Origin of the sequence: Paenibacillus sp. P46E (assembly GCF_001909095.1) — a bacterium.
In the GTDB taxonomy this organism is placed as follows: Bacteria; Bacillota; Bacilli; order Paenibacillales; family Paenibacillaceae; genus Paenibacillus_AQ; species Paenibacillus_AQ helianthi.
The window spans coordinates 22,609-46,711 of record NZ_LVYZ01000067.1 but is presented as its reverse complement, the minus strand read 5'-3'; the positions used below and the strand labels follow the sequence as shown (position 1 = coordinate 46,711).

The 24,103-nt window shown below is 49.3% G+C and carries 26 protein-coding genes and 1 pseudogene; 24 read left to right on the top strand and 3 right to left on the bottom strand.

The window, feature by feature from the left end:
- The 8 genes and pseudogenes from A3849_RS33710 to A3849_RS25600 all read left to right on the top strand — a co-directional run.
- Positions 1-1,476 (top strand): annotated as a pseudogene (locus A3849_RS33710) (hypothetical protein); the annotation flags it as partial.
- A 16-nt stretch (positions 1,477-1,492) separates the two neighbouring features.
- On the top strand, positions 1,493-1,816 hold the full coding sequence (locus A3849_RS25625; RefSeq protein WP_074113933.1) for a DUF6572 domain-containing protein: 324 nt from the start codon (positions 1,493-1,495) through the stop codon (positions 1,814-1,816).
- Positions 1,817-1,840: 24 nt separating this feature from the next.
- Positions 1,841-2,497 (top strand): hypothetical protein, encoded by a 657-nt coding sequence (locus A3849_RS25620; protein WP_074113930.1) that lies wholly within the window; start codon positions 1,841-1,843, stop codon positions 2,495-2,497.
- Positions 2,498-2,690: 193 nt separating this feature from the next.
- Positions 2,691-2,906, top strand: a complete 216-nt coding sequence (locus A3849_RS25615; protein WP_306010720.1) for an immunity protein YezG family protein — start codon at positions 2,691-2,693, stop codon at positions 2,904-2,906.
- 122 nt (positions 2,907-3,028) lie between these two features.
- Positions 3,029-3,454 carry an HNH endonuclease gene (locus A3849_RS25610; protein ID WP_083613663.1) on the top strand — a complete coding sequence of 142 codons (426 nt, stop codon included), beginning with the start codon at positions 3,029-3,031 and terminating at the stop codon, positions 3,452-3,454.
- Positions 3,451-3,951: a DUF6985 domain-containing protein gene (locus tag A3849_RS25605; RefSeq protein WP_074113927.1), complete on the top strand. Its 501-nt coding sequence runs from the start codon at positions 3,451-3,453 to the stop codon at positions 3,949-3,951. Before A3849_RS25610 ends, A3849_RS25605 begins: the two co-directional genes overlap by 4 nt.
- 399 nt (positions 3,952-4,350) lie before the next feature.
- On the top strand, positions 4,351-4,704 hold the full coding sequence (locus A3849_RS33705) for a hypothetical protein (RefSeq protein ID WP_256700909.1): 354 nt from the start codon (positions 4,351-4,353) through the stop codon (positions 4,702-4,704).
- Positions 4,680-5,699 carry a hypothetical protein gene (locus A3849_RS25600; RefSeq protein ID WP_256700908.1) on the top strand — a complete coding sequence of 340 codons (1,020 nt, stop codon included), beginning with the start codon at positions 4,680-4,682 and terminating at the stop codon, positions 5,697-5,699. The genes A3849_RS33705 and A3849_RS25600 overlap by 25 nt, the downstream gene beginning before the upstream one ends.
- On the opposite strand, the gene A3849_RS25595 is transcribed toward A3849_RS25600, so the two are convergent.
- The 3 genes from A3849_RS25595 to A3849_RS25585 are packed head-to-tail and all read right to left on the bottom strand — an operon-like array spanning position 5,656 to position 7,524.
- Positions 5,656-6,021 (bottom strand): GntR family transcriptional regulator, encoded by a 366-nt coding sequence (locus A3849_RS25595; RefSeq protein ID WP_074113926.1) that lies wholly within the window; start codon positions 6,019-6,021, stop codon positions 5,656-5,658. The genes A3849_RS25600 and A3849_RS25595 overlap by 44 nt on opposite strands.
- A complete protein-coding gene (locus A3849_RS25590) occupies positions 6,018-6,674 on the bottom strand; it encodes an ABC-2 transporter permease (RefSeq protein ID WP_074113925.1) in 657 nt (218 codons plus the stop codon). The genes A3849_RS25595 and A3849_RS25590 overlap by 4 nt, the downstream gene beginning before the upstream one ends.
- Positions 6,667-7,524 carry an ABC transporter ATP-binding protein gene (locus tag A3849_RS25585; protein WP_074113924.1) on the bottom strand — a complete coding sequence of 286 codons (858 nt, stop codon included), beginning with the start codon at positions 7,522-7,524 and terminating at the stop codon, positions 6,667-6,669. Before A3849_RS25585 ends, A3849_RS25590 begins: the two co-directional genes overlap by 8 nt.
- A 181-nt stretch (positions 7,525-7,705) precedes the next feature.
- Here A3849_RS25585 and A3849_RS25580 point away from each other — a divergent pair, with 181 nt between their 5' ends.
- The 16 genes from A3849_RS25580 (at position 7,706) to A3849_RS25505 (ending at position 24,078) form a co-directional block, all read left to right on the top strand.
- A complete protein-coding gene (locus A3849_RS25580) occupies positions 7,706-10,009 on the top strand; it encodes an ATP-binding protein (RefSeq protein ID WP_083613662.1) in 2,304 nt (767 codons plus the stop codon).
- A 2-nt stretch (positions 10,010-10,011) separates the two neighbouring features.
- A complete protein-coding gene (locus tag A3849_RS25575; RefSeq protein WP_074113923.1) occupies positions 10,012-10,584 on the top strand; it encodes a Pvc16 family protein in 573 nt (190 codons plus the stop codon).
- A gap of 274 nt (positions 10,585-10,858) precedes the next feature.
- Positions 10,859-12,397 carry a phage tail sheath family protein gene (locus A3849_RS25570; protein ID WP_074113922.1) on the top strand — a complete coding sequence of 513 codons (1,539 nt, stop codon included), beginning with the start codon at positions 10,859-10,861 and terminating at the stop codon, positions 12,395-12,397.
- Positions 12,398-12,420: 23 nt separating this feature from the next.
- Positions 12,421-12,864 carry a phage tail protein gene (locus tag A3849_RS25565; RefSeq protein ID WP_074087859.1) on the top strand — a complete coding sequence of 148 codons (444 nt, stop codon included), beginning with the start codon at positions 12,421-12,423 and terminating at the stop codon, positions 12,862-12,864.
- A gap of 141 nt (positions 12,865-13,005) precedes the next feature.
- Complete coding sequence (locus A3849_RS25560; RefSeq protein WP_074087861.1) at positions 13,006-13,374, top strand: hypothetical protein; 369 nt, start codon at positions 13,006-13,008, stop codon at positions 13,372-13,374.
- A complete protein-coding gene (locus A3849_RS34030; RefSeq protein ID WP_074087862.1) occupies positions 13,371-13,556 on the top strand; it encodes a DUF6760 family protein in 186 nt (61 codons plus the stop codon). The genes A3849_RS25560 and A3849_RS34030 overlap by 4 nt, the downstream gene beginning before the upstream one ends.
- Before the next feature lie 9 nt (positions 13,557-13,565).
- On the top strand, positions 13,566-14,042 hold the full coding sequence (locus A3849_RS25550) for a phage tail protein (protein WP_074113921.1): 477 nt from the start codon (positions 13,566-13,568) through the stop codon (positions 14,040-14,042).
- Complete coding sequence (locus A3849_RS25545; protein WP_074113920.1) at positions 14,043-15,599, top strand: hypothetical protein; 1,557 nt, start codon at positions 14,043-14,045, stop codon at positions 15,597-15,599. It abuts the gene before it with no gap.
- Entirely contained in the window at positions 15,599-16,210 is a 612-nt protein-coding gene (locus tag A3849_RS25540) for a CIS tube protein (RefSeq protein ID WP_074087865.1), read from the top strand. Before A3849_RS25545 ends, A3849_RS25540 begins: the two co-directional genes overlap by 1 nt.
- Before the next feature lie 12 nt (positions 16,211-16,222).
- The gene (locus A3849_RS25535; protein WP_074113919.1) at positions 16,223-17,266 is read left to right on the top strand and encodes a phage late control D family protein; all 1,044 of its coding nucleotides are present in this window, start codon (positions 16,223-16,225) and stop codon (positions 17,264-17,266) included.
- Entirely contained in the window at positions 17,263-17,985 is a 723-nt protein-coding gene (locus tag A3849_RS25530) for a phage baseplate assembly protein V (RefSeq protein ID WP_074113918.1), read from the top strand. Before A3849_RS25535 ends, A3849_RS25530 begins: the two co-directional genes overlap by 4 nt.
- A gap of 15 nt (positions 17,986-18,000) precedes the next feature.
- Positions 18,001-18,396, top strand: a complete 396-nt coding sequence (locus A3849_RS25525; protein WP_074087868.1) for a PAAR domain-containing protein — start codon at positions 18,001-18,003, stop codon at positions 18,394-18,396.
- Between the two features lie 3 nt (positions 18,397-18,399).
- Positions 18,400-18,795, top strand: a complete 396-nt coding sequence (locus tag A3849_RS25520) for a GPW/gp25 family protein (RefSeq protein ID WP_074113917.1) — start codon at positions 18,400-18,402, stop codon at positions 18,793-18,795.
- On the top strand, positions 18,795-22,433 hold the full coding sequence (locus tag A3849_RS25515; protein WP_074113916.1) for a putative baseplate assembly protein: 3,639 nt from the start codon (positions 18,795-18,797) through the stop codon (positions 22,431-22,433). Before A3849_RS25520 ends, A3849_RS25515 begins: the two co-directional genes overlap by 1 nt.
- 26 nt (positions 22,434-22,459) lie before the next feature.
- Positions 22,460-23,332, top strand: a complete 873-nt coding sequence (locus A3849_RS25510; protein WP_074113915.1) for a baseplate J/gp47 family protein — start codon at positions 22,460-22,462, stop codon at positions 23,330-23,332.
- Positions 23,329-24,078 (top strand): phage tail protein, encoded by a 750-nt coding sequence (locus A3849_RS25505; RefSeq protein WP_074113914.1) that lies wholly within the window; start codon positions 23,329-23,331, stop codon positions 24,076-24,078. The genes A3849_RS25510 and A3849_RS25505 overlap by 4 nt, the downstream gene beginning before the upstream one ends.
- Positions 24,079-24,103 lie beyond the last annotated feature (25 nt).

The window sequence follows — 24,103 nt, the reverse complement described above, 5'->3', positions numbered from 1 at the left end:
ACCATGGACAGCATCATGGCAGAATTCGATACTGGAAAAGCGGATCAAAGCCTGGGCAGCAAAATTGCCGATGGTGCGAAACTTCGTGCGAGCAATGCGAAAATGCTGTTTGACCAGATTAAATCATATGTAATAAAATGGATGAAGAGTAATGGATTGAAGCTTTTGGCTGCCCTTGCAGGGATCTTGGTTGGTGTCGTGGCTGCAGAGATCATCACAGGCGGGGCGATCACGGCTGCACTTCCGATGATTATCAACCTGATCACGATGTATTTGCAAGCGGATGCGATTAAATCCGTGGCCCAGACGATTGTCCAAGCCTCCGGCTATATTGGCACCTACCTGAGCCAGGGCTGGCAGAAGATGATCGAGCCGGCTGCTATTGCACTGGCAACGGCACTGGCAATGGGACTTGTGGAACTTGCGATGGAGCTTGGCTTCAAGGCGATCGGCAAAGGGCTGAACAAAGCCGGACAAGCCGTGAAGAAAGGCGTTGGAGCTGCGGCCACTGGTGCGAAGACCTTAGCGGGTGCAGGAGTCAAGGGCATCAAGAGCCTGTTGAAATCTGGAGCCAAGCTTGCGTCCAAGAGCGGCAGCATGATCATCCGTAACGGAAAAATCGTGATCAAGAGCCTGCAAAAAGGGTTCATGAAGGGGGCCAAAAAGCTCCAGGGTCTGGTGGACCGAATTCTGCAGAAGTTCAAGTTCAAGCGGTTCAAGCTGGAGCGCAAGGGTAAGCATATCCGTCTGTATGGCGAGGTTAATCCTTGGGTGCTGCTGGTTGACGGGGAACTGCGGGACATCGATGAGAAGCAGCTTGAAAAGGAAATAAAAAAACTAGAACTCGATGGCAAGAAACCGATCAAGCTTAGTGAAACCGATTATAAGAAACTTGAAAAGCTTGATGCTACAGAGCTAGAGGTTATTGCTAAACATGCAGATGGAAATAAAGATAAGATTGATTTTAAAAGCGTAAAGAAGACGGGTAATGATCTATTGTCTTCCAATGGAAAATTTAAAGATGCTAAGTTGCAATCAAAATATGATGAATATTGTGAAAGGAAATTTAAAGCTGGTGAAACACCTAAAGACCCTCTAGAATGGAAGGAAGCAAGTGAAAAATGGGCATCTCTTAGAGAACAGGGAGAGATTTTCTCTGATGAAAGTTTTGCTAAATTCTCACAACAATATGAAAATGCACAAAAAGAAATAACAATTGTTACTAATGAAGGAACTAAAATAAGGGTTGACGCAATTGCAACTGATGATCACGGTAATGTTATTATACAAGAATATAAAAGTTCCGATACTGCTCCATATACTCCAAATCAAGGTAAGGGATTCCCGGAATTAGAGAAATCGGGCGGATCAGTTGTGGGTGAAGGGAAGGGAGATTTTACAGAGGGATACGAAATACCTAGTGGAACAACAGTGCAAACTGTTCGGCCCGAAGGTAAAACCTATTCAGATGAATAAATGAGGTGAGATGCAAGTGTCAGTATTAGACAAGAATAAAATAGATGGTATTGGCAAAAGTAAAAGTGAAAATAAATTAGCTTTAATGATTGCAGACCATTTAGATTGGGAAAATGAACACCAACACTTAACATTTTTGCAGGACAAAATTAATGCTTATATTTCTTTTATTGAAAGTGGACAAGTTTATAGTTTATATCCAGATTCAAAGTTAGTAGATGGATTTATTTTTGATCTAAGATTTGCATATAAACCAACCGAAAATTGTAATAAATTATTGGAGCTTTTTAGAAAAAGCACGCAAGATTTGAAGATTGATTTTGAAATCTATGAATCCTAAACGGTTTGGATTTGAGGTGTAAATATGAAAGCAAATGAGGTATTTGATGACGTATGCAGTTTAATATCTGAGAAATATACAGACAGTGGGTGGAAATACTCTAAGTCAGATCATTGGATGACAAAAAAAGATAAGAATTTCACGTACAAAGTGTTTTTTTATACAAGTTGGAATAATATATCTGATAAAAATGTAGCATTTTATGGTGAATGTGCAATTATTCCTATAAAATCAAAAGATAAAATATTTCATATCAATACCCGTCAATGTAATATTCCAAGTGGTCAATTATATTGGAACATCGCAAATGAGGATAATTGGGATTATGCAGTTCAGGAATTCACTAATTGGTTAGATAGTGTATTCATACCGATTGTAGAATGCTGTATGAATGATCTGGATAACTTCGTTAAACAAGTTACTGTGGAAGGATTTTATCCTTCAAGGGGTTATGTGGTAGATATTAGTTTTATCTTAACATATGGTTCACGTGAATTAGCAGAAGAAGCCACCAAAAGATACTATGTTAGTTTAGACGAGTCGATAAAAAAAGAATTTAAAGAAAACTACGAGAGTATGATAAATGGAAATAAGACGGTAAGTGTATACGGTAATAATATGATGAGAAATTATTCTAATTTTAGAACTGTAGTGGAAAATAAAATAATTATAACGTTTTAGCACATGAAATTGTCTAACATCGCTTGCGGTAATTGGTAACCCAGTTATCGCTTTTTATTTTCCAAAATTACTTCTAAGTGGAGAAGGTAGAGCAGGAAATAGTTTTCCACAAAGATCACCGTCGTTATTGTTAATATCAGTATCAAGTGAATCACATGCTATTATATCAGCATTCAAAAGGCAATAAGACGAACTGAAGGTTTTAATACAAGTAATTATCGACAATGATCAAGAGCCATGGACAAATTTAACCCTTACATTGAAGTCTCCTGGAAAGATGAATATTATTTATGATTATGAAGATGTGCTGGCATCAAAAATTTTGCCAAGTCAACGACAAATGGTCTTTGAATACCAGAACTTAGGTATGTTTCCTCAAAATGAGAGGGACAGACTCTTTCTATATTAGAAGATACAGAACTTGAAAATATCTCTAAGAATGCAGATGGAGATAAAGGTAAGATTGTTTTTGATAGCGTTGAGGGAACGGATAAAATTCCTAAAGTAACAAAAGGTTATGATGTAACACCTTTGAAAAGCACTTATAAAGAAAGGTTGAATCAAACTCCGGTAAGTAATGGTAAATGGACTGGTGAAAGAGGTGAATCAACTTTTATTTCCGATAGTCCCGAAGTAAAACCATATTTTAATGAAGCAGGCGTTCAAGGTGTAAAATATAAGAATGCAGTACCAGATTTATCTCCGTTTTCTAAGGCGGAATTTGAGATTACGGGTATGTCTAGTTCAAGAACTTCTAATTTTTCAAAAGCTGACGAGTTGCTCGCAAAGCAGTGGTCAACACCAGAGAAGCAGTGGACAAAGGCTGAAGTGGCAAAATGGAGAACACAAAACAAGTACACTTGGCACGAACTTAATGATGGAAAAACCATACAATTGATTCCAAGTAGTATTAATTCTAAATTTGGTCACCTTGGTGGAGTAAGTGAAGTTAAATGAGAAAGGACGATACTCTGAAAATGGAAAAGGATGAGTTGTTTGGAGAAATTGTATATGAAGATTTGTGGATAGGTACAACAGAGATAACTATGTTTGGAGAAAATCAAAAAATACTTTTGAATATCTATGGTGAAGAGAATGAGGAAATTACTCCGAACCAACGGGACGCTTTTTCTCATTTCAAAGCAAAAATGCCTGACATAGTAAAGGAGAGCGAAGATAAGATTCTTGAGTATTATTTAGATAATTGTGAAGATTATCGAGCAATGCAAAGTAATAGTGAAGAACTCGAAAAAATTGCTCCAAAGATTTCATCAATAGACGAGTTGGGGAAACTTGTTACACCTACAAGTTTGCTAATAAGATATGATTTCGAAGATGGTATTAGACGAGTAGGGATATTATGTGATTGTACTTGGGAACGAGAACATGGATTGGGTATTAGTGTTGAAAATGAAGAAGTAGTAGAAATAGGTCTTCAAGATATTGTTCTTTAGCTTTAGGATATGTCAAGGTTTTGTTTAACCCCCCTTTATAGTTAAGTAAGATGATTTTATCACTTTGAGGGGTACAAATTGAATTACGAAAAGTTAAGAAGGTCCAGCATTCTCTGGATCTGCTACCCAGGCGAATCAGGTGTGTCATCCGTTCGCGGCCCTCTATGTGGAACAGAACCTCGTATTTTTGTTTATTTGGTAGTCCTCCTGAATTTTCCCTAATAGGGAGGTGGTGAAATCTGAATAGGTCAAGGCTAGCCAGTTAGCCCCACCCGGGTGTAAACGCACCCGGGTGTTTTGTTTTTTTGACTTATTCTTAAATAGTAACTCCCCTCAAAATCCCCCTCTCTTATACAGTTGTAATGAAGCCTCAAACAGCCCTCATCTTGGTGTCAAAGTGTGGGTTATTTGACACTCACGGTTTCGAAGGTGTTTGCCGATTTCCCGGGCATCGCCGCCAAAATATGCAGCAAAATAGACGGAGTCGTCAACAAGGCCTTGAAGGCGGTCAATCAGCTGGCACAGAAGCTCAAAACTAAAGTCACACAGGTCATGGACTTCCTGGCCGCCAAGGTGGATCAGGCGCTGGCTGCGGTACAGAACTTCTATACCAAGCTAATCTCAAGCCTGGGCAACCTGCTCATTGCTACGTTTCTGGATGTACTCGCCCGGATGGGGGGGCGCTCGGCAAGGCGGCGAAGCGTTCACTCAGTCATCTGGAAGGCAAGATGTGGGAATATCTGCTCGGAGTAGACATCTCCAAGCCTATGGGGGCAGGAGCGGCAGAGCAGGCGCAGGCATCCGGTCAAGCGGACGAGAAGCTTACCGCAGACGACATCGAAATGGAGTCGGTCGAAGCGGGTGAGATGGATCCTGCACTGGTGCAGGAAGCGAACCTCAAGGACGGGGAGAGCAAGCAGCTCTCCGGCAGCCGCGATCCGGCCACCATGGACAGCATCATGGCAGAATTCGATACTGGAAAAGAGGATCAAAGTCTGGGCAGCAAAATTGCCGATGGTGCGAAACTTCGTGCGAGCAATGCGAAAATGCTGTTTGACCAGATTAAATCATATGTAATAAAATGGATGAAGAGTAATGGATTGAAGCTTTTGGCTGCCCTTGCAGGCATCTTGGTTGGCGTCGTGGCTGCGGAGATCATCACAGGCGGGGCGATCACGGCTGCACTTCCGATGATTATCAACCTGATCACGATGTATTTGCAAGCGGATGCGATTAAATCCGTGGCCCAGACGATTGTCCAAGCCTCCGGCTATATTGGCACCTACCTGAGCCAGGGCTGGCAGAAGATGATCGAGCCGGCGGCCATTGCGCTAGCAACTGCACTCGCGATGGTACTCGTGGAACTGGCGATGGAGCTGGGCTTCAAGGCGATCGGCAAAGGGCTGAATAAAGCCGGACAAGCCGTGAAGAAAGGCGTTGGAGCTGCGGCCACTGGTGCGAAGAAGGTAGCGGGTGCAGGAGTCAAGGGCATCAAGAGCCTGTTGAAAACCGGAGCCAAGCTTGCATCCAAGAGCGGCAGCATGATCATCCGTAACGGCAAAATTGTGATCAAGAGCCTGCAAAAAGGGTTCATGAAGGGGGCCAAAAAGCTCCAGGGTCTGGTGGACCGAATTCTGCAGAAGTTCAAGTTCAAGCGGTTCAAGCTGGAGCGCAAGGGTAAGCATATCCGTCTGTATGGTGCTATTAATAAATCTTTTTCAGCAGCACAATTACTTCATCAAGGGTGAGGCCAAAGGACTTGTAGTATGATGTATCGCTCTCCATTTGCTTAAGGATCATTTCGTTGCGTATCCGCAGCATCTCGTCAGGCGAGAATTTGGCTACAAAACATCCTTTACCTGTTACCGTATTGATCAAACCACCTCGTTCCAACTCCTCCCAAGCCTTCTTAACGGTGATTACACTAACGTTAAGCTCCAGGGCTGCCTGACGAATCGGCGGTAGACAATAGCCGCTTTCCAGCTCGCCTTTCAGGATTTGGGCGCTGATCTGTTCGTAAAGCTGCTGATATATCGGTTTCTCGGATGTGTTCGAAATCGTTACATTCATAATATCTCCACTTTCAGGAATCTCTTTACGGCAATCCGATAGGCAATTAAGGTGAATGCTATAAAAATTACGATACCTGCGATCAGAATGGATAGCTGCAGTGCAGTATTATCCGTCCCGGAACCGTAAAAAATGTCATTTACCCAGGGACTTTGGATTCCGGCCCATTGCGCAAGTCCGGCAAATAGTATAGCGGCCGTAATGGATGCGGTCGTTGCCGCGCCATACTTATACGCTGTCTTGTAATGCATGGATATAAATATGATGTTGAAGATCGCAAGCATGATAAAACATAATCCCCAAAAACCCATATACGGCGGATAGAAAATGTAAGTCAGATGAGGATACAAACGAAACGTGAAAATACTGAAGATCATTGCAATGAGAAGATGCATGAGTTCAAGAATAACAACAACGGTTATCCTGGACTTCACGATGTCTGTTTTGGTCACTGGCATCATCGTACTAAACATCAAATCATTCTGACTTTTAAATCCGCCAAACATATTCGGTATCGTTATGAAGCAGAAATATAGCGGTACGATAAAGTAGATCCAGCCGGGAATAAGCATTAAGCCGCCCATAATTAAGGGTAATCCGAAGAACCAAGGGTTTACTCCTAATTTTAAATCTTTCATCACCAAATTATACATATACATCCTCCTTTTTTTTCGCAAAGTAGATCATGATTTCATCGAGGCTTGGCGTGGTTGCCTTTAGGTTGGAGAGTGGATCAATATCATGGGCATGAATTAATCCGGTAAATCCGAACGAGTTGAGCTTGTAAGAAATCAAATGTTCCTTCACTTCACTCAATTGGGCCTCGCTGCCACTGAGTAAACGGTAGGACTCCTTAAACTCGTTTTTCTCGGAACTGGCGACGATTTGTCCGTGTTCAATGAAGGTTATATAATCCGCACACCGCTCCAAGTCGGATGTAATATGGGTAGAGAAAAGAATACTGATTTCGCCGTCAATAATGAGCTCCTGAAAGATATCCAGCAGATCGTCTCTTGAGACAGGATCGAGTCCGCTGGTGGGTTCATCTAGGATGAGCAGCTTGGCGCCATGCGATAGAGCAAGGGCTAAGTTGTACTTTACTTTCATGCCTGTAGACAACTCTGCAATTTTTTTGTTTTCATCCAATTTGAATCTCTTCAGATAGTTGTAGTAGGTTTCATCGTTCCAATTCTTATAGAACTTCTTTGTAGCATTGGTCAGCGTTTTGAGCTTGCTTCGGGTATAGAAATCGATATCACCGAAGGCGCATCCGATTTCCTGCTTCAATTCGATTTCGTGTTCAGCGATGTTCTTGCCCAAAATGCTAATCTCGCCGCTATCGGCTTGAACCATGTTCAAGATCGTTTTGATCGTGGTCGTTTTTCCCGCGCCGTTGACCCCGATAAAACCCATTATATAGCCCTGCTCCAATTGAAAAGATACATCTTTGATCTGAAAATGAGGATATTTTTTATTTAAGTTTCTAATATCTAGTGCCAGCATACGATACCTCCTAGAAAATTGTGTATTCCGTGTATGCACAATGTATCACGAGACTTTTAAGAAAGTCAATTGGTATTTCACTTAGTCTTCCAAAATTTCCTCCCCACCCAGTTGTAATTCCCCTCCCCAAACTTACTTTATATATGAACGAGAAAATATAGAGTGAGGACAGAAATAGGCGATGAAATTCAAAAAATTGGCCAGAACCTTTCGTCAGGAAACGCCGGAAGCGGAATGTACAGAACGTGAAGCAGCACCTGCCCTTGATCCGGCATCCGATCGTAATCTTGCTTCCAAAATAGCTCCCGATCCGGAGGACAATGAGGCTGCCCCACCCTACAGCTCCAATCACGAATATCTGGCAGAGGAATTGCAGCGGCTGGAGCTTCGGCTCAAGCTCAGGATGCTGGAAGCGCCCCAGCTGGACTCCGGGCTGTCTCCAATGGACGAAGAGATCCACTATTTGCTGGATGTTCAGTCCACGGATGAAGACAGCACAAATCTGCTAACAACGGAGATCAATAAGTTAGAGCAACGTATCGCTTCAAGACTGAGGGCCAGTCACGGGCAAGAGGTCCGGCTGATCCTCCCGCAGGTGGCTTCCACGCTTAACCTGTCTTCTCTGGAGGTAGACATCGTCATCGCTTGTCTGGCACCTGAACTGGGCCGCAAGTATGAACGGATCTATGCCTTTTTACAGAATGATATGACGGATAAGCGCCCTTCGGTTGAGTTCGTCCTGGGGTTGTTTACCGGGTCGGATGACGAAAGGCTAGCAGCCCGTCTGCTGTTCGATGCCAATGCACCGCTGATGAGGTTTTTGCTGGAACGAAGAGGCGAATACGGTGACAGCCGTACACCGCTGATTGCCAGACCGTTGAAGCTGGAGGATTGGGCGGTGAACCTGTTGCTTGGGTATGAGGTGCTGGACGAGCGGTTGACGAAGGCAGCAAGCCTGGACACTCTGGTCATTCCGCAGCAGACAGGATTCCCGGAAGAGCTGGAGCAGAACCTGCTGCGGTTTGTGAAGCATTATAGCAGCGGCGAGGAACGGAGGGCCGGCAGTCTCCTGTACTGCAGTGGTCCGGATGAAGCCGGGAAGCTTAGCGGCATTCGAGGTGTCTGCAGCAAGCTGGGATTATCTGTGCTGGTTGCCGATATGGACAAGCTGCTGCTTCCAGAGGTGGATTTCAGCGAAATGCTGAGGCTGCTTGGACGGCATGCGCTCCTGGAACATGCGGCTCTTTGCTTCACAGGCTTCGACAGCATGGTGACCGAAGACGACCGTTACCGCGTGAAGATCAGGCTTCTAGTGGAAGTGTTAGATACTTATGCACCTCTGACTTTTATCCTTGGAGAAGCAGAGTGGGGTATAAGCTTAACCGGGGTTCAACTGAATTTCATGCAGATCGAATTCCCCTTTCCGGATGCAGCGGCGCGCAAGCAGGCTTGGACGAACTTTGGTCAGGACTACAGGCTGTCACCGAAGATCGAGCTGGCGGATTTCAGCGGCAGCTTCCGATTTACTTCCGGACAGATCCGGGCCGCGCTGAATGGCGGCGAGAATATCGCCGTATGGAACGGTTCCAGCGGGGCTGAGGTAAGCGCCAAAGATCTGTACGAGGCTTGTTACTTCCAGTCCAGCCGCAAAATCCAGGCGCTGGCGACGAAGATCCGGGCCATGTATACATGGGATATGCTGGTGCTTCCTGGCGAACAGTTAAGCCAGCTGCGGGAGATTTGCCGCCAGGTGAAGTACCGCTCGCTTGTCTATGGGGAGTGGGGCTTCGCGGGACGGCTGTCCCTGGGCAGAGGGCTCAACATTCTGTTTTCCGGCCCGCCGGGCTCCGGGAAGACGATGGCAGCCGAGGTGATCGCGACGGAGTTGAACCTGGAAATCTACAAAATCGATGTCTCGCAGATTGTGAGCAAGTACATCGGGGAGACAGAGAAGAATCTGTCGCGGATTTTTGATGAGGCAGAGACCTCCAATGCCATTCTCTTTTTTGATGAAGCGGATGCCTTGTTCGGCAAGCGTTCAGAGGTCAAGGATGCCCATGACCGCTATGCGAATGTGGAGATCAGTTATCTGCTGCAGAAGATGGAGGAGTACACCGGGATCGTGATCCTGGCTACCAATTTGAATCAGAACCTGGATGATGCCTTTGCGCGCAGGCTGCATTTCAAGCTGGAATTTCCTTTCCCGGAAAAAAACCAGCGCGCGCTGATCTGGCGGGGCATGTTCCCGGCGGGAGCGCCGCTTGATCCGGACATGGATTACGATTTCATGGCGGAGAAGTTCATTCTTGCCGGAGGGAATATCAAGAACATTGCCTTGAACGCTGCCTTTTATGCCGCGCACGAGGGCTGTGCAATCGGGATGAAGCAGATCATGCTGGCAGCGAAGCGGGAATATCTCAAGCTGGGCAAAACCTTTTTGCAATCTGATTATGCTCCGTATCACAAACTGATCGAGGTGAAATAAGCATGGCTGTGGATACCGGTACAGTAATTAGAGATGTCAGCACCAGTCTGAAAGCACTGCTTAAGGCACATGTGCCTGAGCTGAACGATGACAGCTTCATCAGCTTTGGCTCCCCAAGCGACATCGACAGCTCCACAATGAAGCTCTCGATGTGCCTGTATTATTTGAGCCACAGTCCGAGCATGCGCAACAGTGAGAAGGAAGAGATCAGCGGTACGAACCAGTTCAATTATCCGCCCGCTTACCTCGATTTGTATTACTTGCTCACCCCGTATGCCAAGGACAGAGAAACGGAGCAGCTCATCCTGGGCAGAATTTTTCAGCTGTTCCATGAGCACCCCGTGCTCAGCGGCACAGACCTCAGGGGAAACCTCGCCGCCTGCGGCAATGACAATATCCGGATATCGTACAATAATCTGACGATTCAGGATATCAAGCAGCTGTGGGAGGTTTTTCCCGGCAAGCCTGCCAAGGTAAGCCTGTCTTATCTGGTATCTCCGGTAAGGCTGCCTGCGGATAAGTCGATTACGATTCCTCGGGTACAGGTAAAGGATCTGGGCATTCACCCCATTTAAATAGACAGGTCCAGGCTTCTTCTTTGAAAGGAGTGATTCATGGAGGGAACCCGTTGCAAGTCAACCGGAAAAGCGGATTTTCCGCAAAATCCAGCACATGCTCAACAGGAGTATAGGCTAACAAAACTTAGGCGTATGCTTTCGAAGCGAGTTTTGTACGAAGAATTTCACAGGAGCATAGGCTAACAAAACTTAAGCGTATGCTTTCGAAGCGAGTTTTGTACGAAGAATCTCACAGGAGTATAGGCTAACAAAACTTTTAGGAGGGTAAGAGATGGCAAATTATTTATCGCCAGGTGTGTATGTAGAGGAAGTCTCAAGCGGTGTCAAACCGATTGCCGGCGTAGGCACATCTGTAGGGGCTTTTGTAGGGATTTCAGAGAAGGGCGTGATCGGCAAAGCAGTGCTGGTTACGAACTGGAGCCAATTCGTCAATGAATTCGGCCAGTTTATTCCGAATGGCTATCTGGCTTATGCCGTGTATAACTTTTTCGCTGAAGGCGGCACCTCCTGCTATGTGGTAAGAGCGGCACCTACAGATATTCAGCCTGCCTCCCTCGCGATCAGAGACACCGATAACCTGGATCTGTTCAAGGTAGTTGCACGCTCGGAAGGGGTATGGGGCAACCGGATTTCGGTCAAGGTGAGCCAATCCTCCAATAAGCAGCAATTCGGTTTCAAAATGGTCGTGCAATATTTGGAAGACTCCGATTTTAATGATGAATACAACGGAGAAGACGAAGCCGGCAAAATCGTCGAAATCTTCGACAATATGCTGCTGATCAATTTTGTGGAAAAGGTGAACGAGGTTTCTGCTTTTGTGAAAGTGAAGCCGCTGGTTGATCTGACCATCCTGGAGAACATGGAGAAGACCCCGGCCTTTAATGAAACGGCCTTGTCGCTTAGCGGCGGTGTGAACGGGATGTCTCCGATTGATTTCCTGGGGGATTCGGTTAGCCGGGCCGGGATTCACGCCTTTGACACCATTGACGGCATCAATATTGTGGCTGCTCCAGACCTTGCGGACATGGCCTACAGCCGGGGCACGATACTGGACATGCTCAATTATTGCAAGCTGAGAAAAGACTGCATCTTCATTGTTGACCCTCCACATGGGCTGACCCCGATGCAGGTCAAGGATTTCAAGGAAGGCGCAGGCAATTACTCAGGTAATTCGTTCAACACTTCCTACGGTGCCCTGTATTATCCTTGGGTCTACATTAATGATCCGCTTACAGGCAAGCAAAAGCTCGTACCGCCGTCAGGCGCTGTTGCCGGAACCTATGCGTATGTGGATTCTGTTCGCGGTGTTCATAAAGCACCAGCCGGAACTACAGATGGCTATCTGGATACGGTTGTGGGCATTGAGAAGATCATCACCAAAGCGGAGCAGGAGCTGCTCAACCCGGAAGGCATCAACGTGATCCGTTCCCTGCCGGAAGGCATCTGTGTATGGGGGGCCAGAACCCTGTCCTCCGATTCCGAATGGAATTATGTCAACGTCCGGCGGCTAATGATGTACATTGAGGAATCGCTTGACGAGGGCAGCCAATGGGTGGTGTTTGAACCCAATGATCCAAGCCTCTGGGGCAAGGTGAAGCGCAACCTGACAGCCTTCCTGACCCGGGTCTGGAGAGACGGCGCTTTGTACGGAACTACGCAGGAAGAGGCCTTTTTCGTCAAAGTGGACGAGGAGAATAATCCTCCGGCTGTTCGGGATGCCGGCCAGCTGATTATCGAGGTCGGTGTGGCACCGGTCAAACCTGCTGAATTCGTAGTCATTCGGGTCAGCCAGAAAACCCTATCCAAATAAAAGATTGAGAGGAGATTTATCCTATGGCAACCGGCAAAAGAATGGACCCCTACCGTAATTACCGCTTCCGCGTCGTGATTGATGGCATTCAAACTGCAGCATTCGCTGATGCGACAATTCCAGATACCTCTACAGAGGCTGTGGATTACCGTGAGGGCATTGATGCTCCGCATGCACGTAAGCTTTCAGGGCTGACCAAATTCGGCAACATTACCTTGAAAAAAGGTCTGACCGACTCCCTGGAGCTCTACAACTGGCGCAAGTCGATTGAAGACAAGGGTGCCCTGAAGAACCGCAAGAGCTTGTCGATCATCCTGGTGGATGAAGAAGGCAATGACAAGGCGCAGTGGGATATCCTCGAAGCCTGGCCGATCAAGTATGATGTCAGTGCACTCAGCGCCAAAGGGAATGAAGTTTCCGTTGAATCCATGGAGCTGGTTCATGAAGGTGTACGCAGAGTGAAATAGCTTTTTGCTTTTTCCCCATCGTCACAAGGGATTTGATACGATACGCCAAAACATGAGAAGGCCGGTATAGGGATCAAATTCACAGCCTGAGGATGCGGGCGAAGTGAAGGAACTAGAATTTTCTGAAGCGAGGGATAACACTTGGAACTTTTGCAAACCGAATTCAGCTTCACATTGCCTAAGGGCTATGTGGATGAGGCAGGCACTCTCCATAAGCAGGGAACGATGCGCCTGGCCACCGCAGCGGATGAAATTACGCCGCTCCGGGATTCCCGGGTCCAGTCCAACCCGGCGTATTTGACGGTCATCCTGCTCTCCAGAGTGGTAACCAGCCTGGGCGGGCTTGGCATGATCACGCCGCGAGTGATTGAAGAATTGTATACTTCGGATTTTGCCTATCTACAGGATATGTATAACCGGATTAACCAGAACGGCACCAATACCGTACATGCCAAATGCCCCAAATGCGAGCAGCCGTTTGAGATTGAACTGGAACCGCCGGGGGAATAATCGGCTACCCCCTTGACCGCCTCTATGAGGAGGTAGCCTTTCTAACCTACTATCTGCATTGGGACTATCCAGCCGTGCTGAACCTCGAACACGCTGAACGGGACCGCTGGTGCAGGGAAGTCAGCAAAATCAACCAAAAGCTGGGTGGCGGGGAAGAGAAGAAGAACTTCTTTGAGGCTTAGGAGGATAACATGAAGGCGAATATTTTGAATATCGGTGCAAAAAGCAATTGGGTGCCCGGCTATCGGGAGGACCCCTATCTTGCCTATAACTTCATCGTGGAGATTGACGGGATATCCGTCGCCGGTTTCTCCGATGTCTCAGGTCTCAGTATTGAGACACAGGTGGAACGGAAGAGCTTCGGAGGCGAGAACCACAAGGAATTTGTCTTCCTCGGCCAGACGAAATATTCCGACCTGACGCTGAAAAATGGGGTCACGAATGATGAATTTCTATGGAACTGGTATCAGAATGTGATCAATGGAGTCGTGAAACGCCGCAACGGGTCTATCTGCCTGCTGGATCATTCCGGCACGCCAAAGGTGTGGTGGAACTTCATCGAAGCTTGTCCCATCAAGTGGGAAGGACCGGCATTCAGCGCCAGCAGTAGTGCAGTGGCAGTGGAAAGTCTGGTGCTGACCCATAACGGGCTGTACAGGTACCGGTAAATGGATACAGTAACATCTGATCAGAAAAGGCAGGATTTCGTCCAGTCCATTCTGGGAAAGTATGGCATCACCAGATGGCGGAGCCGGTTTCAGACTCTGATCCTGCGGCAATTCCCAATGTTGTTCCCGGAGCCTGAAGCGGTGAAGCCGGAAGGTGCAGTAATTCATCAGGTGAGCCTGATTCAGCACACGCATATCCATCAGTCGATTATCCATCCGCCGACACAGGTCATGCTGCAGCAGCAATCTCCAAATCGAAAGTTGCAGATCAGCACAGGCAGTAGTGGAACTGCAAAGGGCAGTCCTGATTCCTATCCGGGAAACCAGGGGAGCGAACGGAATACGCTTCACGGAGAGACCGGTAATCTGAACCTCATCCATGCCTTACAGGGGAGAGTCAGCAAGCAACAAAACAGGGATGGGATTCCTGTAACAACGGCGTATCGATCGATCAGGCTAGCTGATAGTGAACCTGAACCTAAAAGCCCTCAGAACAAACGGAGTCAGAAGAGAACAGCTGAAACAAGGCAATTATACCTGTTAGAAGTGCCGGGGGCCCCGACAGCCGGAACTGGGCAGAAAGAGCAGCACCAGGGGGTCGGGATTGTACCGCATGCCCGGAAATCCCGGCAGCATGAATTCCTCAAGGACGATATCCCGCAGCCATTGCGGGCCGTCCATCAACAGCTGCATACGCTGCGAACCCACACCTTGTTCCATGCTGTTGACGCCTTGAACACTCAGCATCATCGGTCGCTGACACGGGATCTGACGGCTAATCGGGATGCGCAGTCAGGGCAAGCTCCTGCAGGGGGGCTAAAGAATAGCATAGAGGTTGTCTCCAGCTCTGGCAGGACCGCTGTGAATGCACAGCATAATTCTTCTCCATGGATCTTCATGCCAAGTCAGGATTTCCTCCCTTCCGCAAGCCCCGGTCTTCATCTGGGCTTAGGTCCGGGGATTGCGGCAGTGCTGGAGAAAATGGAGAGCAGACAGGTTCCCCGGAATCCGCTGCCGCAGGAGTCTGCTTCAATTCTCAACAGGCTGCAGCCCTTGGCCGTCCAGCCCATTCTGCTTCTTGCCGCTCCATTAGAACCCCAAGGTGGAGCTCTGCGGCAGGCTTCAACCCTGCTCAGCAGCACTGCACGCCGAGGGAACGCTAAGGGCCTTCCGGCAGATGATCCGATACCCGGCTTGATCCATATGGCTGCGGAGCCCGCAGTGCCTTCCGTACAGCGGAGGAGCAGCCGCGGGAGCTGGCCTTACATTGCTGCTCCGTTGCAAGAGGAGATGCACCCGCTCGCAGACAGACATTCCAGCCTGATTCTGCGGAAGCAGGAAGTACCTAAGGCTGCAGGGCAGGAGACGGTACAGCAGCTGCAGGAGGTTATGCCTCTGGAGCAGGCCGCCCAGCAGATTAAGGCTCAGCCATCCCCGAGAGCGGCAGCCCCTGCTGCAAAGATGGACACTGCGGAACTGAATCAGCTGGCTGAACGGGTCTATCAGGTGCTGGAGAAGAAAATGGCGATCCGCAAGGATCGGAGGGGGCTTAGATAATGGCGGAAAAAGCGAAGATTATCCCCCTGGATATGGGCGGCGGAGCCATTGAGGTGATGTTCAACCCCAATGAGTACACCGTTTCCTTCGAAGGGAAATATACCGGGGAGAAGAACAACAAGCAATTTCAAATCACGGAGACACCGGAATTCAAGGTTTCTTTATTCTATGACACGTATGAAAAACGCACAGATGTGCGCAAGAAAACCAGGCTGCTGACCTCGCTGCTTGATCCCAAGGTCAGCGGGAAAAGCACGAAAAAGCCGCCGGTATGCATGTTCGTCTGGGGCGGCTTCACCTACCGGGGCCTCCTCAGCAAAATTGAGCAGAAGTTCACAATGTTCATGGAGAACGGCACACCGGTCCGCTCTCTGCTTGACGTTACTTTCATCACGGACGAGCCGGACAAAACCGTGGAGGACAGCCAGGGCCTGAATGCCTGCCGTAAGCTATGGGTGGTTAAAAGCGGTGACCGGCTGGACCTGATCGCGAATGAGGCGCTGAAGGAGCCGCTGGCATGGCGCAGGATTGCCGAACTGAACCGGATTGTGAATCCCGTCGGCTTTCCTGGAAAAAACGATATCGGGAGGACCTTGGTCATCCCGGATTAAGGCGGGGGTTGCATGGGCACCAGTGTAGCGAATTATAAGATAGAGCTGAATGGAAGCAAGCTGTCCGCAGAGCTTACTGCCGCGGTCGAGGGAGTTACGCTGGAGGATGAGATCAATCTGCCGGCTTTATTTTCCATTCAGATGAATATGGTCAATTCCGGCAGCGGGATGTGGCGGGGAACCGATCTGAAGAGCATTAAGCCAGGGGACAAAGTGAAGCTGTCGCTTGGTCTAGACAAGCCCCAGCCGCTGATCAGCGGAGAGGTTACTTCGCTGGATCTGAATTTCTCGGAGCACTCTGTACTGGAGATTCGCGGGTATGACCTGCTGCACAGGCTCCGGATGGGGACGAGAAGCAAAGTGTTTGCGAAGAAAAAGCTCAGTGATATCGCCTCGGAAATCGCTAAGGAGCATGGCCTTACCCCAGTGGTTGATGATACGGGCACCGTCTATCCCTACCTGTTCCAGAACAATCAGAGCAACTACGAGTTTCTGCTGGAACGGGCGGCCATGCTGGATTATGAGCTCTATGCAGACGACAAAAAGCTGTATTTTGTCAAGTCGCGGTCTGTGAAAGCTCCGGGGCTCCCCGAGATGACCTTCAAGAAGGATTTTGAACGGTTGAACCTGGAGCTTCGGACACTTACGCGGGGGAGTAAGGTGAAGGTCAAGGGCTGGGACGTGAAGGAGAAAAAAGAGCTGGAAGCCGAAGCGAAAACCGGAGACGAGACGACCAAGATGGGCGGCACCGAATCTGGGTTCTCTATAAGCGCCAAAGCCATCCAGGAATCACCCATTTCCATCATGGCGGAAAATTTGCTCGATATGAGCGAGGCCAAAACACTGGCGTCTGCCGCCTATAACAGCCGCCTGCGCGATTTCATTGCCGGGGAGGGGATGTGCTGGGGGAATCCGCTGCTCCGGGCCGGCCAGACGGTGAAGCTGATGGGCATGGGCGACCGCTTCAGCGGTATTTACTATATTGTCTCTACGGTTCATAAGATTGACAGCAAGGGGTATACAACGACTTTTAAGGTGAAGAGGACTGGCCTATGAATGAGGGACCCGGAATTACCAGTTTTGTCGATAGCATCATCAGCGAAGGACGGCTCTTCGGGGTAATGGTGGGCATTGTGATTAACAATGATTCCGCGAACCATGCGGATAAACCGGGACCAGGACGGGTGAAGGTGAAGATCCCGCTGATGGGCATGCCGGAATCCAACTGGGCCCGGATGGCCTCATGGATGGCAGGGAAGGAACGGGGGGCTTTTTGCCTGCCTGAGGTGGACGACGAGGTGCTGGTGGTTTTTGAGAACGGGGATGTTAACCGCCCTTATGTGATCGGGTCTCTGTGGAACGGGAAGGATACACCGCCGGAGACCAACAAGGACGGCAAGAATAATATCCGAATGTTCAAGTCACGCAGCGGACATATCCTGCAGTTTGCCGATACCGAGGGGAAAGAGAACATTACGCTCACTTCCTCCAGAGGTCATGTAATCAGGCTGGATGACAAAAGCGGCGCAGAGCAAATCCAGATCATGGATAAATCAGGGAAAAACAAAATCGTTCTTGATACCAAAGCCAATAAGATATCGGTCCTGTCGGGACAGGATATTGAAATTTCCGCCCCGAGCGGCAAACTGTCCCTCTCCGCCAAAACCATTGAAATGAAATCATCAGCGGACACCAAGATTGAAGCGTCGGCGGGCATGGACGTCAAAGCAGCGGCCAATATGACGATTAAAGGGGCAACGGTCAACATCAATTAAAAAGGAGGCTAAATGATGGGACAGCCTGCCGCGAAAAAAGGCGACCGCATTCTGGCCACCGATACGCATATCGTGATGCTTCCTGCCGGAGCTGCGCTTGTTCCGACGCCTCTGCCTCATCCGTTTACGGGGATTCTGGACGGTGCGCTCAGCACGAACGTCAAGATTATGGGCCAGCCGGCAGCTACAGTGGACTCCACGGCAACCAATACACCGGCACATGTCCCGCAGGGAGGCCCGTTTCAAAAACCTCCCAAAAATCAGGGGAAAATCATCGCCGGAAGCGCAACAGTAAAAATCAACGGGAAAATGGCCGCCAGAAATAGTGATCCGGCGCTGACGTGCAATGATCCGGCCGACCTGCCGGTAGGTAAGGTGGTTGCGGCGGGAACGGTCTTAATAGGAGGCTGAGTTATGGAAGTCGTAGATTTTTTGGGACGGGGCTGGAAGTATCCCATCGCTGTCCAAAGAGGCAGAATCAACGCATCGGAGGGAGAAGACTCTATCCGGGAATCGGTCATTCTGATCCTTTCCACCGCCCGTGGCGAACGGGTAATGAGACCGGACTTTGGCTGCCGGCTGAACGAGCTGGTATTTGCGCCGAATACGATGAGCACTGCCACATTGTTAAGAAGTTTTATTGAAGAAGCGCTGTTGAACTGGGAGCCGCGGATCGAAGTGGATGATATTACAGTCACACCGCGCTCCGACCAGTCGGAGCTGGAAGTGTCCATTGACTATACCATCAGGGCCAGCAACAGCAAATATAATCTCGTCTATCCATTCTTCCTTGAAAGCGTGGGGAAATAATGACAAACATTGTACCTACTATTGACAAGCGGAATCAGGAACAGCTGGTCTCAGAGCTGAGACGCTTAATCTACCAATACTGCAGCAGGGAATGGACAGATTTGACGGAGCTGGAAGCGGACAAGAAGGTGGACGCTCTGGTTCATATCTTTACCAATATGACGGGTAAGGTCATCGACCGGCTGAACAAGGCACCCGAGAAAAATTTCATCTCCTTTCTGAATCTGATCGGCATTCATCCTACACCGCCAAGAGCAGCCAAAGTACCACTGCTGTTCAAGCAAAAGCCGGATGCGGACCCTATCAATACGATTCCGGCAGGGACCAAGGTATCGGCTCAGCCTGAGAATCAGGCGGAGGTTATTTTTGAAACGGACAAGGATCTGACGGTCATCCAGCCACGGCTGGTGAGAGCCGTTAGCCTTGATCCAGAAGAGGACCAGTGGAGCAATCAGGATTATCTCTTCTCAGAGGAGCCGTCCGGCCAAAGCGCCAAATTGTTCAGAGGTGATTCGACGGTAGTCCACAGGCTGTATCTGGGACAGTCGGAGCTGCTGGGGTTCGGGGAAGAGAGCAGCCGCTTGTCTGTGTACTTCAACAAGCCGGAAGCCGCGTTGTCTATGGCTTCGCAGAAACAAGATGTGACCGAAGGTCAGCTGCTGAATATGGATTGGTTCTGCTTCGATGAAGAGGGCAATACCGTTCAACTGCATCCGGAGATGTCCGGGACCCTGGAGGATACCGCCTGGAGGGCTGTGTTCCGCTTCAATCATCTGTCCGGGATACATGCGAAGACGATTGCTGGCTATGAACAAGCTGAAGTTCGTCGTGAATGGTCCAATAAGTGGATATTTGCCGAACTGAAGACACCTATAACAGCCTCTACCCTGATGCCGGATATCGAGGACATCCGCATGGAGCTGAATGTAGCAAGTCCGCTGCCGCTGACTCCGGATTTGACGGTCAACAACGGCAACCTGCTGGATATGGGCAAGGATTATTATCCTTTCGGAGAGAAGCCCAAAGTGAACGATACCTTTTACATCGCTTGCAGGGAAGCTTTCTCCAAAGAAAATGCACAGATTACGCTGGCGATTGAGCTGTCTGATCCGGAAATCAGCAAGCTGCCGGATACTTCCTACGTACGGCTGGGCTGGGAGTACTGGAATGGCAAGGAATGGCTCGTGATCAGCAGCCTGGAAGAGCTTCCGGGTGATGATGCTTCGGCTGAAGCCGGCAGCACAGGCAGTGCAGCCAGTCTTACGGCAAGCGGAACCGTGAGATTTCAGTGTCCCGGGATCAAACCGCTGACTCTGAACGGCGAAGAAGGCTACTGGATTCGTGTCCGCATCACTGGCGGCAATTATGGTGAGGAAGCGAAATATGAATACGAAGATGAAGCGGTCAAGCTGGGAGAGGGAAGTATCACCGTAGCCCAGCTGAAGGTTACGCAAGCGACCTATGCGCCACCTTCGATCCGCAAACTGGGTATTGCCTACAGCTACACGCTGGAGGCGCATCCGCAAACAGTGCTTACAGAGAATAATTTCAGCTTTGAGGACAAGACAGCCGAATGCCTGAAGGCCGGGGAATTTTTCAAGCCCTTTTATCCTTGTGCCGAGCTTGTACCTACATTCTACCTGGGCTTTGACCGTGACATCCGCAATCTTCCGGTTTCGCTCTTTTTCCCGTTAACCGGCGAACAGCTCGGGCGTCCGGTTGTGGCCTGGGAATACTGGGACGGCAGAAGATGGCTGACCTTAAGTGTCAATGACGAGATCCGGGGCTTCACCCGCAGGGAGATTCTGCAGTTTGCCGTGCCATCGGATATCGAGAAACGCGCGCTGTTTGGAACCGAGCAGTATTGGATTCGCGCCCGGCTGGATGAAGGACGCTTTGAGATCTTTCCCCAGGTAGATGCAATCTCCTCTAATGCGGTGTGGGCCCGCAATTCTTATTCGGTTATTGGCGAGATTCCGGGATCAAGCAACGGGGAAGAGAACCAGAGCTTTCAGTTGTCGAAGTCACCTGTTCTGCCTGGCCAGAGTCTTCGCATCCGGGAGGCCTCGGGTCAAGGGGAATGGGTGGGGTGGGAGGAAGTCGACACCTTCTCCTTGTCTACATCAGATGGCAGGCACTATATGCTGGACAGAAGCAGCGGAACAATTATTTTTGGTGACGGCAGGAACGGGATGATTCCGCCTACGGGAATTGATAATATCCAGTGCGACTACAAGCATGGAGGCGGGGCTGCCGGCAATGTTGCGGCAGGTGCAATAACGAAGATATGGGACAGCTTCAGTTGGCTGGATTCGGTGACCAATCCGGTGGCGGCGGACGGCGGATTTGACCAGGAGGAGGCGGATCAGGCTGAGATCCGCGGGCCGCATACGCTGAAAAGCTGGGACCGGGGCGTTACCGCTGAGGATATGGAATGGCTGGTACGTGAGGCCATGCCCCAGATTGCCAAGGTAAAATGTCTCAGCGCCATGAATCGTGACCTGGAGTTCGTTCCCGGTACGGCCACAATCATTGTGGTCCCGGATACAGACGAGCCGAAGCCGGTTCCCAGCCAGGAATTGCTCAGTGAGATTGAAGCCTATCTATGTGATAGGGCTTCGGCGACGCTGGATACGAATGTGCCGGGAATCGCAGTGATTGGCCCGGATTATGTACAGATCGGCGTAGAGGCTGCAGTTGTTTTTACTTCGGTAGAGCAGCGTAAGGTGGCGGAGGGCCGGATTATAGATAATCTGAAGCAGTTTTTTCATCCGCTCTATGGAGGAGACGGGAATAAGGGCTGGGAGCTGGGCCAAAACCTGTATATTTCCGAAGTCTATGCTGTGATTAAGAATACGCCAGGTGTTGATTATGTTTCCGGTATTGTCATCAAAGCTTCGGTACAATGCTTCACTGTAAGTCTTGAACCCTTGGAGAATGGACCTTATAAGCCTCTTGCTCCTTACCCGAAATACAGCGCGGTCCGGTCTGACGACAATTCTATTCAGTATGCGCTTGCTGAGCAGGTGGAGGCCGGAAGCGGGGTGAAATCGCTGATGCTTAAGGGCTTCAAGAAGAATGGAATGATCAGGCTCCGCTACAGAACTTATGAACCGGTACAGCTGATCGTTGTCTCCATTGACGGTGACATTCTGGAATGCCAGACTCTGGACGGACAACCGCTGGAGCGCAGCTATCCTGAGGGCAGTGACCTCGAATTTGATATCACCGATGATTTGACGGTCCGCACCTATATTCTTAACAGTCTGGATCAGGGTACAACTTCGTTTTTTGTAAAAATCGCCGTGTTTGAGCGGGGGGACATCGTATTCTTAAGCCGGGCTGATGAGTATGTCAACACTACGCCGCTTAAGATCCGCGGAATCCACTCGGAGAATATCTTCCTTGAAGAAGACGAGTTGATCTATGGAGGGACACACCTGATCAACAAGCCGGAGGAACATCTCTTTTCATATCTTCTGGATAAGAACACGGGTCTGGTTCATGATTTGACCGGGACCAAGCCGGAATGCGGGCTGGCCGCCATCCTCAAGGAGGACCGGAAATTTCTGACCAGACAGGCTGCTGTTCCGGGATCAGCGGTACATTGTCCTTATTGTTTTCCGGCGGAGCAGTAAATTGACCATAGAAAGGAGGAAGAGTTATGCCGCTTCCAGTACCGAGTCTGGATGATCTGGGCTTTGACGAGCTTGTGGCGGATGCCAAAACGCTGATTCCGCTCTACGATCCGGACTGGACGAATTATAACCCCTCGGATCCGGGCATTACGCTGATTGAGCTGTTTGCATGGTTCAGTGAAATGGTTCTCTACCGGATTGACCAGGTGACAGAAGCAAGCCAGGTGCAGTTTCTCAAGCTGCTGGGTGTAACCTTGACTGAGGAAGAAGAGCTGACAAACGGGATACGGCGCGGGGTGAAGCAATTCTCAGAATGTTACAGAGCCGTAACTTCGGCGGATTTTCAGCTTTTGGCGGAACAGGGTTTGCTGGAAATCCCAGGCATCATGGAGACATATCCTGACCTTGCGGTGCGCATCCTCTGTCTGATCAATACCGACATGGAGAACGGCACCGGCGTAGACAAAGAGGCTTTCGGCCATGTCTCTGTGATCTTGGTTCTGCAGACTGCGAATCAGAAGGATCTGCTGAGAGAAATCACAGCAATGAAGCAGAGTGTCAAAGCCTATCTGGATGCCCGCAAGCTGCTGACCACCCGTGTCCATGTGGTAGAGCCCGATTACCGGGATATTGCGATCGAAATGGTAGTTTCAGCCATGGACAAAAGTATCGGCAGCACGGTTACCGACAGCATTACACGTTTTCTGGATCCGGTAAGCGGAGGAGAGGAAGGCCTGGGCTGGCTTCCGGGAAGAAAGCTGTACGCCTCCGATTTGTATCATCTTGTAGAAGGCATATCCGGAATCGATCATGTGACGAGTGTGACGCTGGACTCTCCTGACCTGCTGCCGTTTCAATTATTTAAGCTGAAGGATCTGAAGGTTGAGGTGGAATCATGAGCAGTCACAACGATTACAGTTATGTGCAGTATCTTCCGAGAGTATTCCAGCAGAAAGCAGGGGAATCCGACGAGAAGTTTTTTCTGGGCCGGTTCCTGAAGGCCTTTGAAGCCATGCTCTCTGGTAAAACAGGCGCAGTAGGTCAAGAGTCACTTGGAATTGAAGCGCTGCTGGATAACTTGCATCAGTATTTTGACCCGGGCAGGGCTCCCTCCCAGTTTCTTCCCTGGCTGGCAGGCTGGGTAGGCTTGGAGCTGGAAGAAGGACTCGAATATGACGGAGAGCAGGATAACCGGGAAAGAACGCTTTCCCCCCGGCAGATTTTGCCGCTTCCAGCCTCCCGCAGTACGGTCAACCGTAATTTGATCGGCAGCATTGTCCAACTCTACAAAAAACGCGGAACACTGGATGGTCTCGCGAAATACTTGCAGGTGTATGCGGGGGAAGAGGCTGCCATTCACATCAGTGATTTCGAAGAGCCTGTCCGCTGCGGCCAGTCGCAGCGTGTGGGAATCAATACGATGGTTGGAGCGGCGGAGCCGAGCTATTTTTCTGTTCATGTCATCCTTCCCGCATACAGCCGGAGCCTTCTGCAGAACAAAGTGCAAATCCTGCAGGAGGTCATCCGGAAGGAAAAACCTTTTCACACCAATTCAAGCCTGAATATTGAAGTTCCGCACATGTGCCTGGGGGTATATGGACGCATGGGAATGGAGACCTTGCTCGGGGGTATGACAGAGGAATAGAGAATAGAGAACGGAGGCAAGCGAA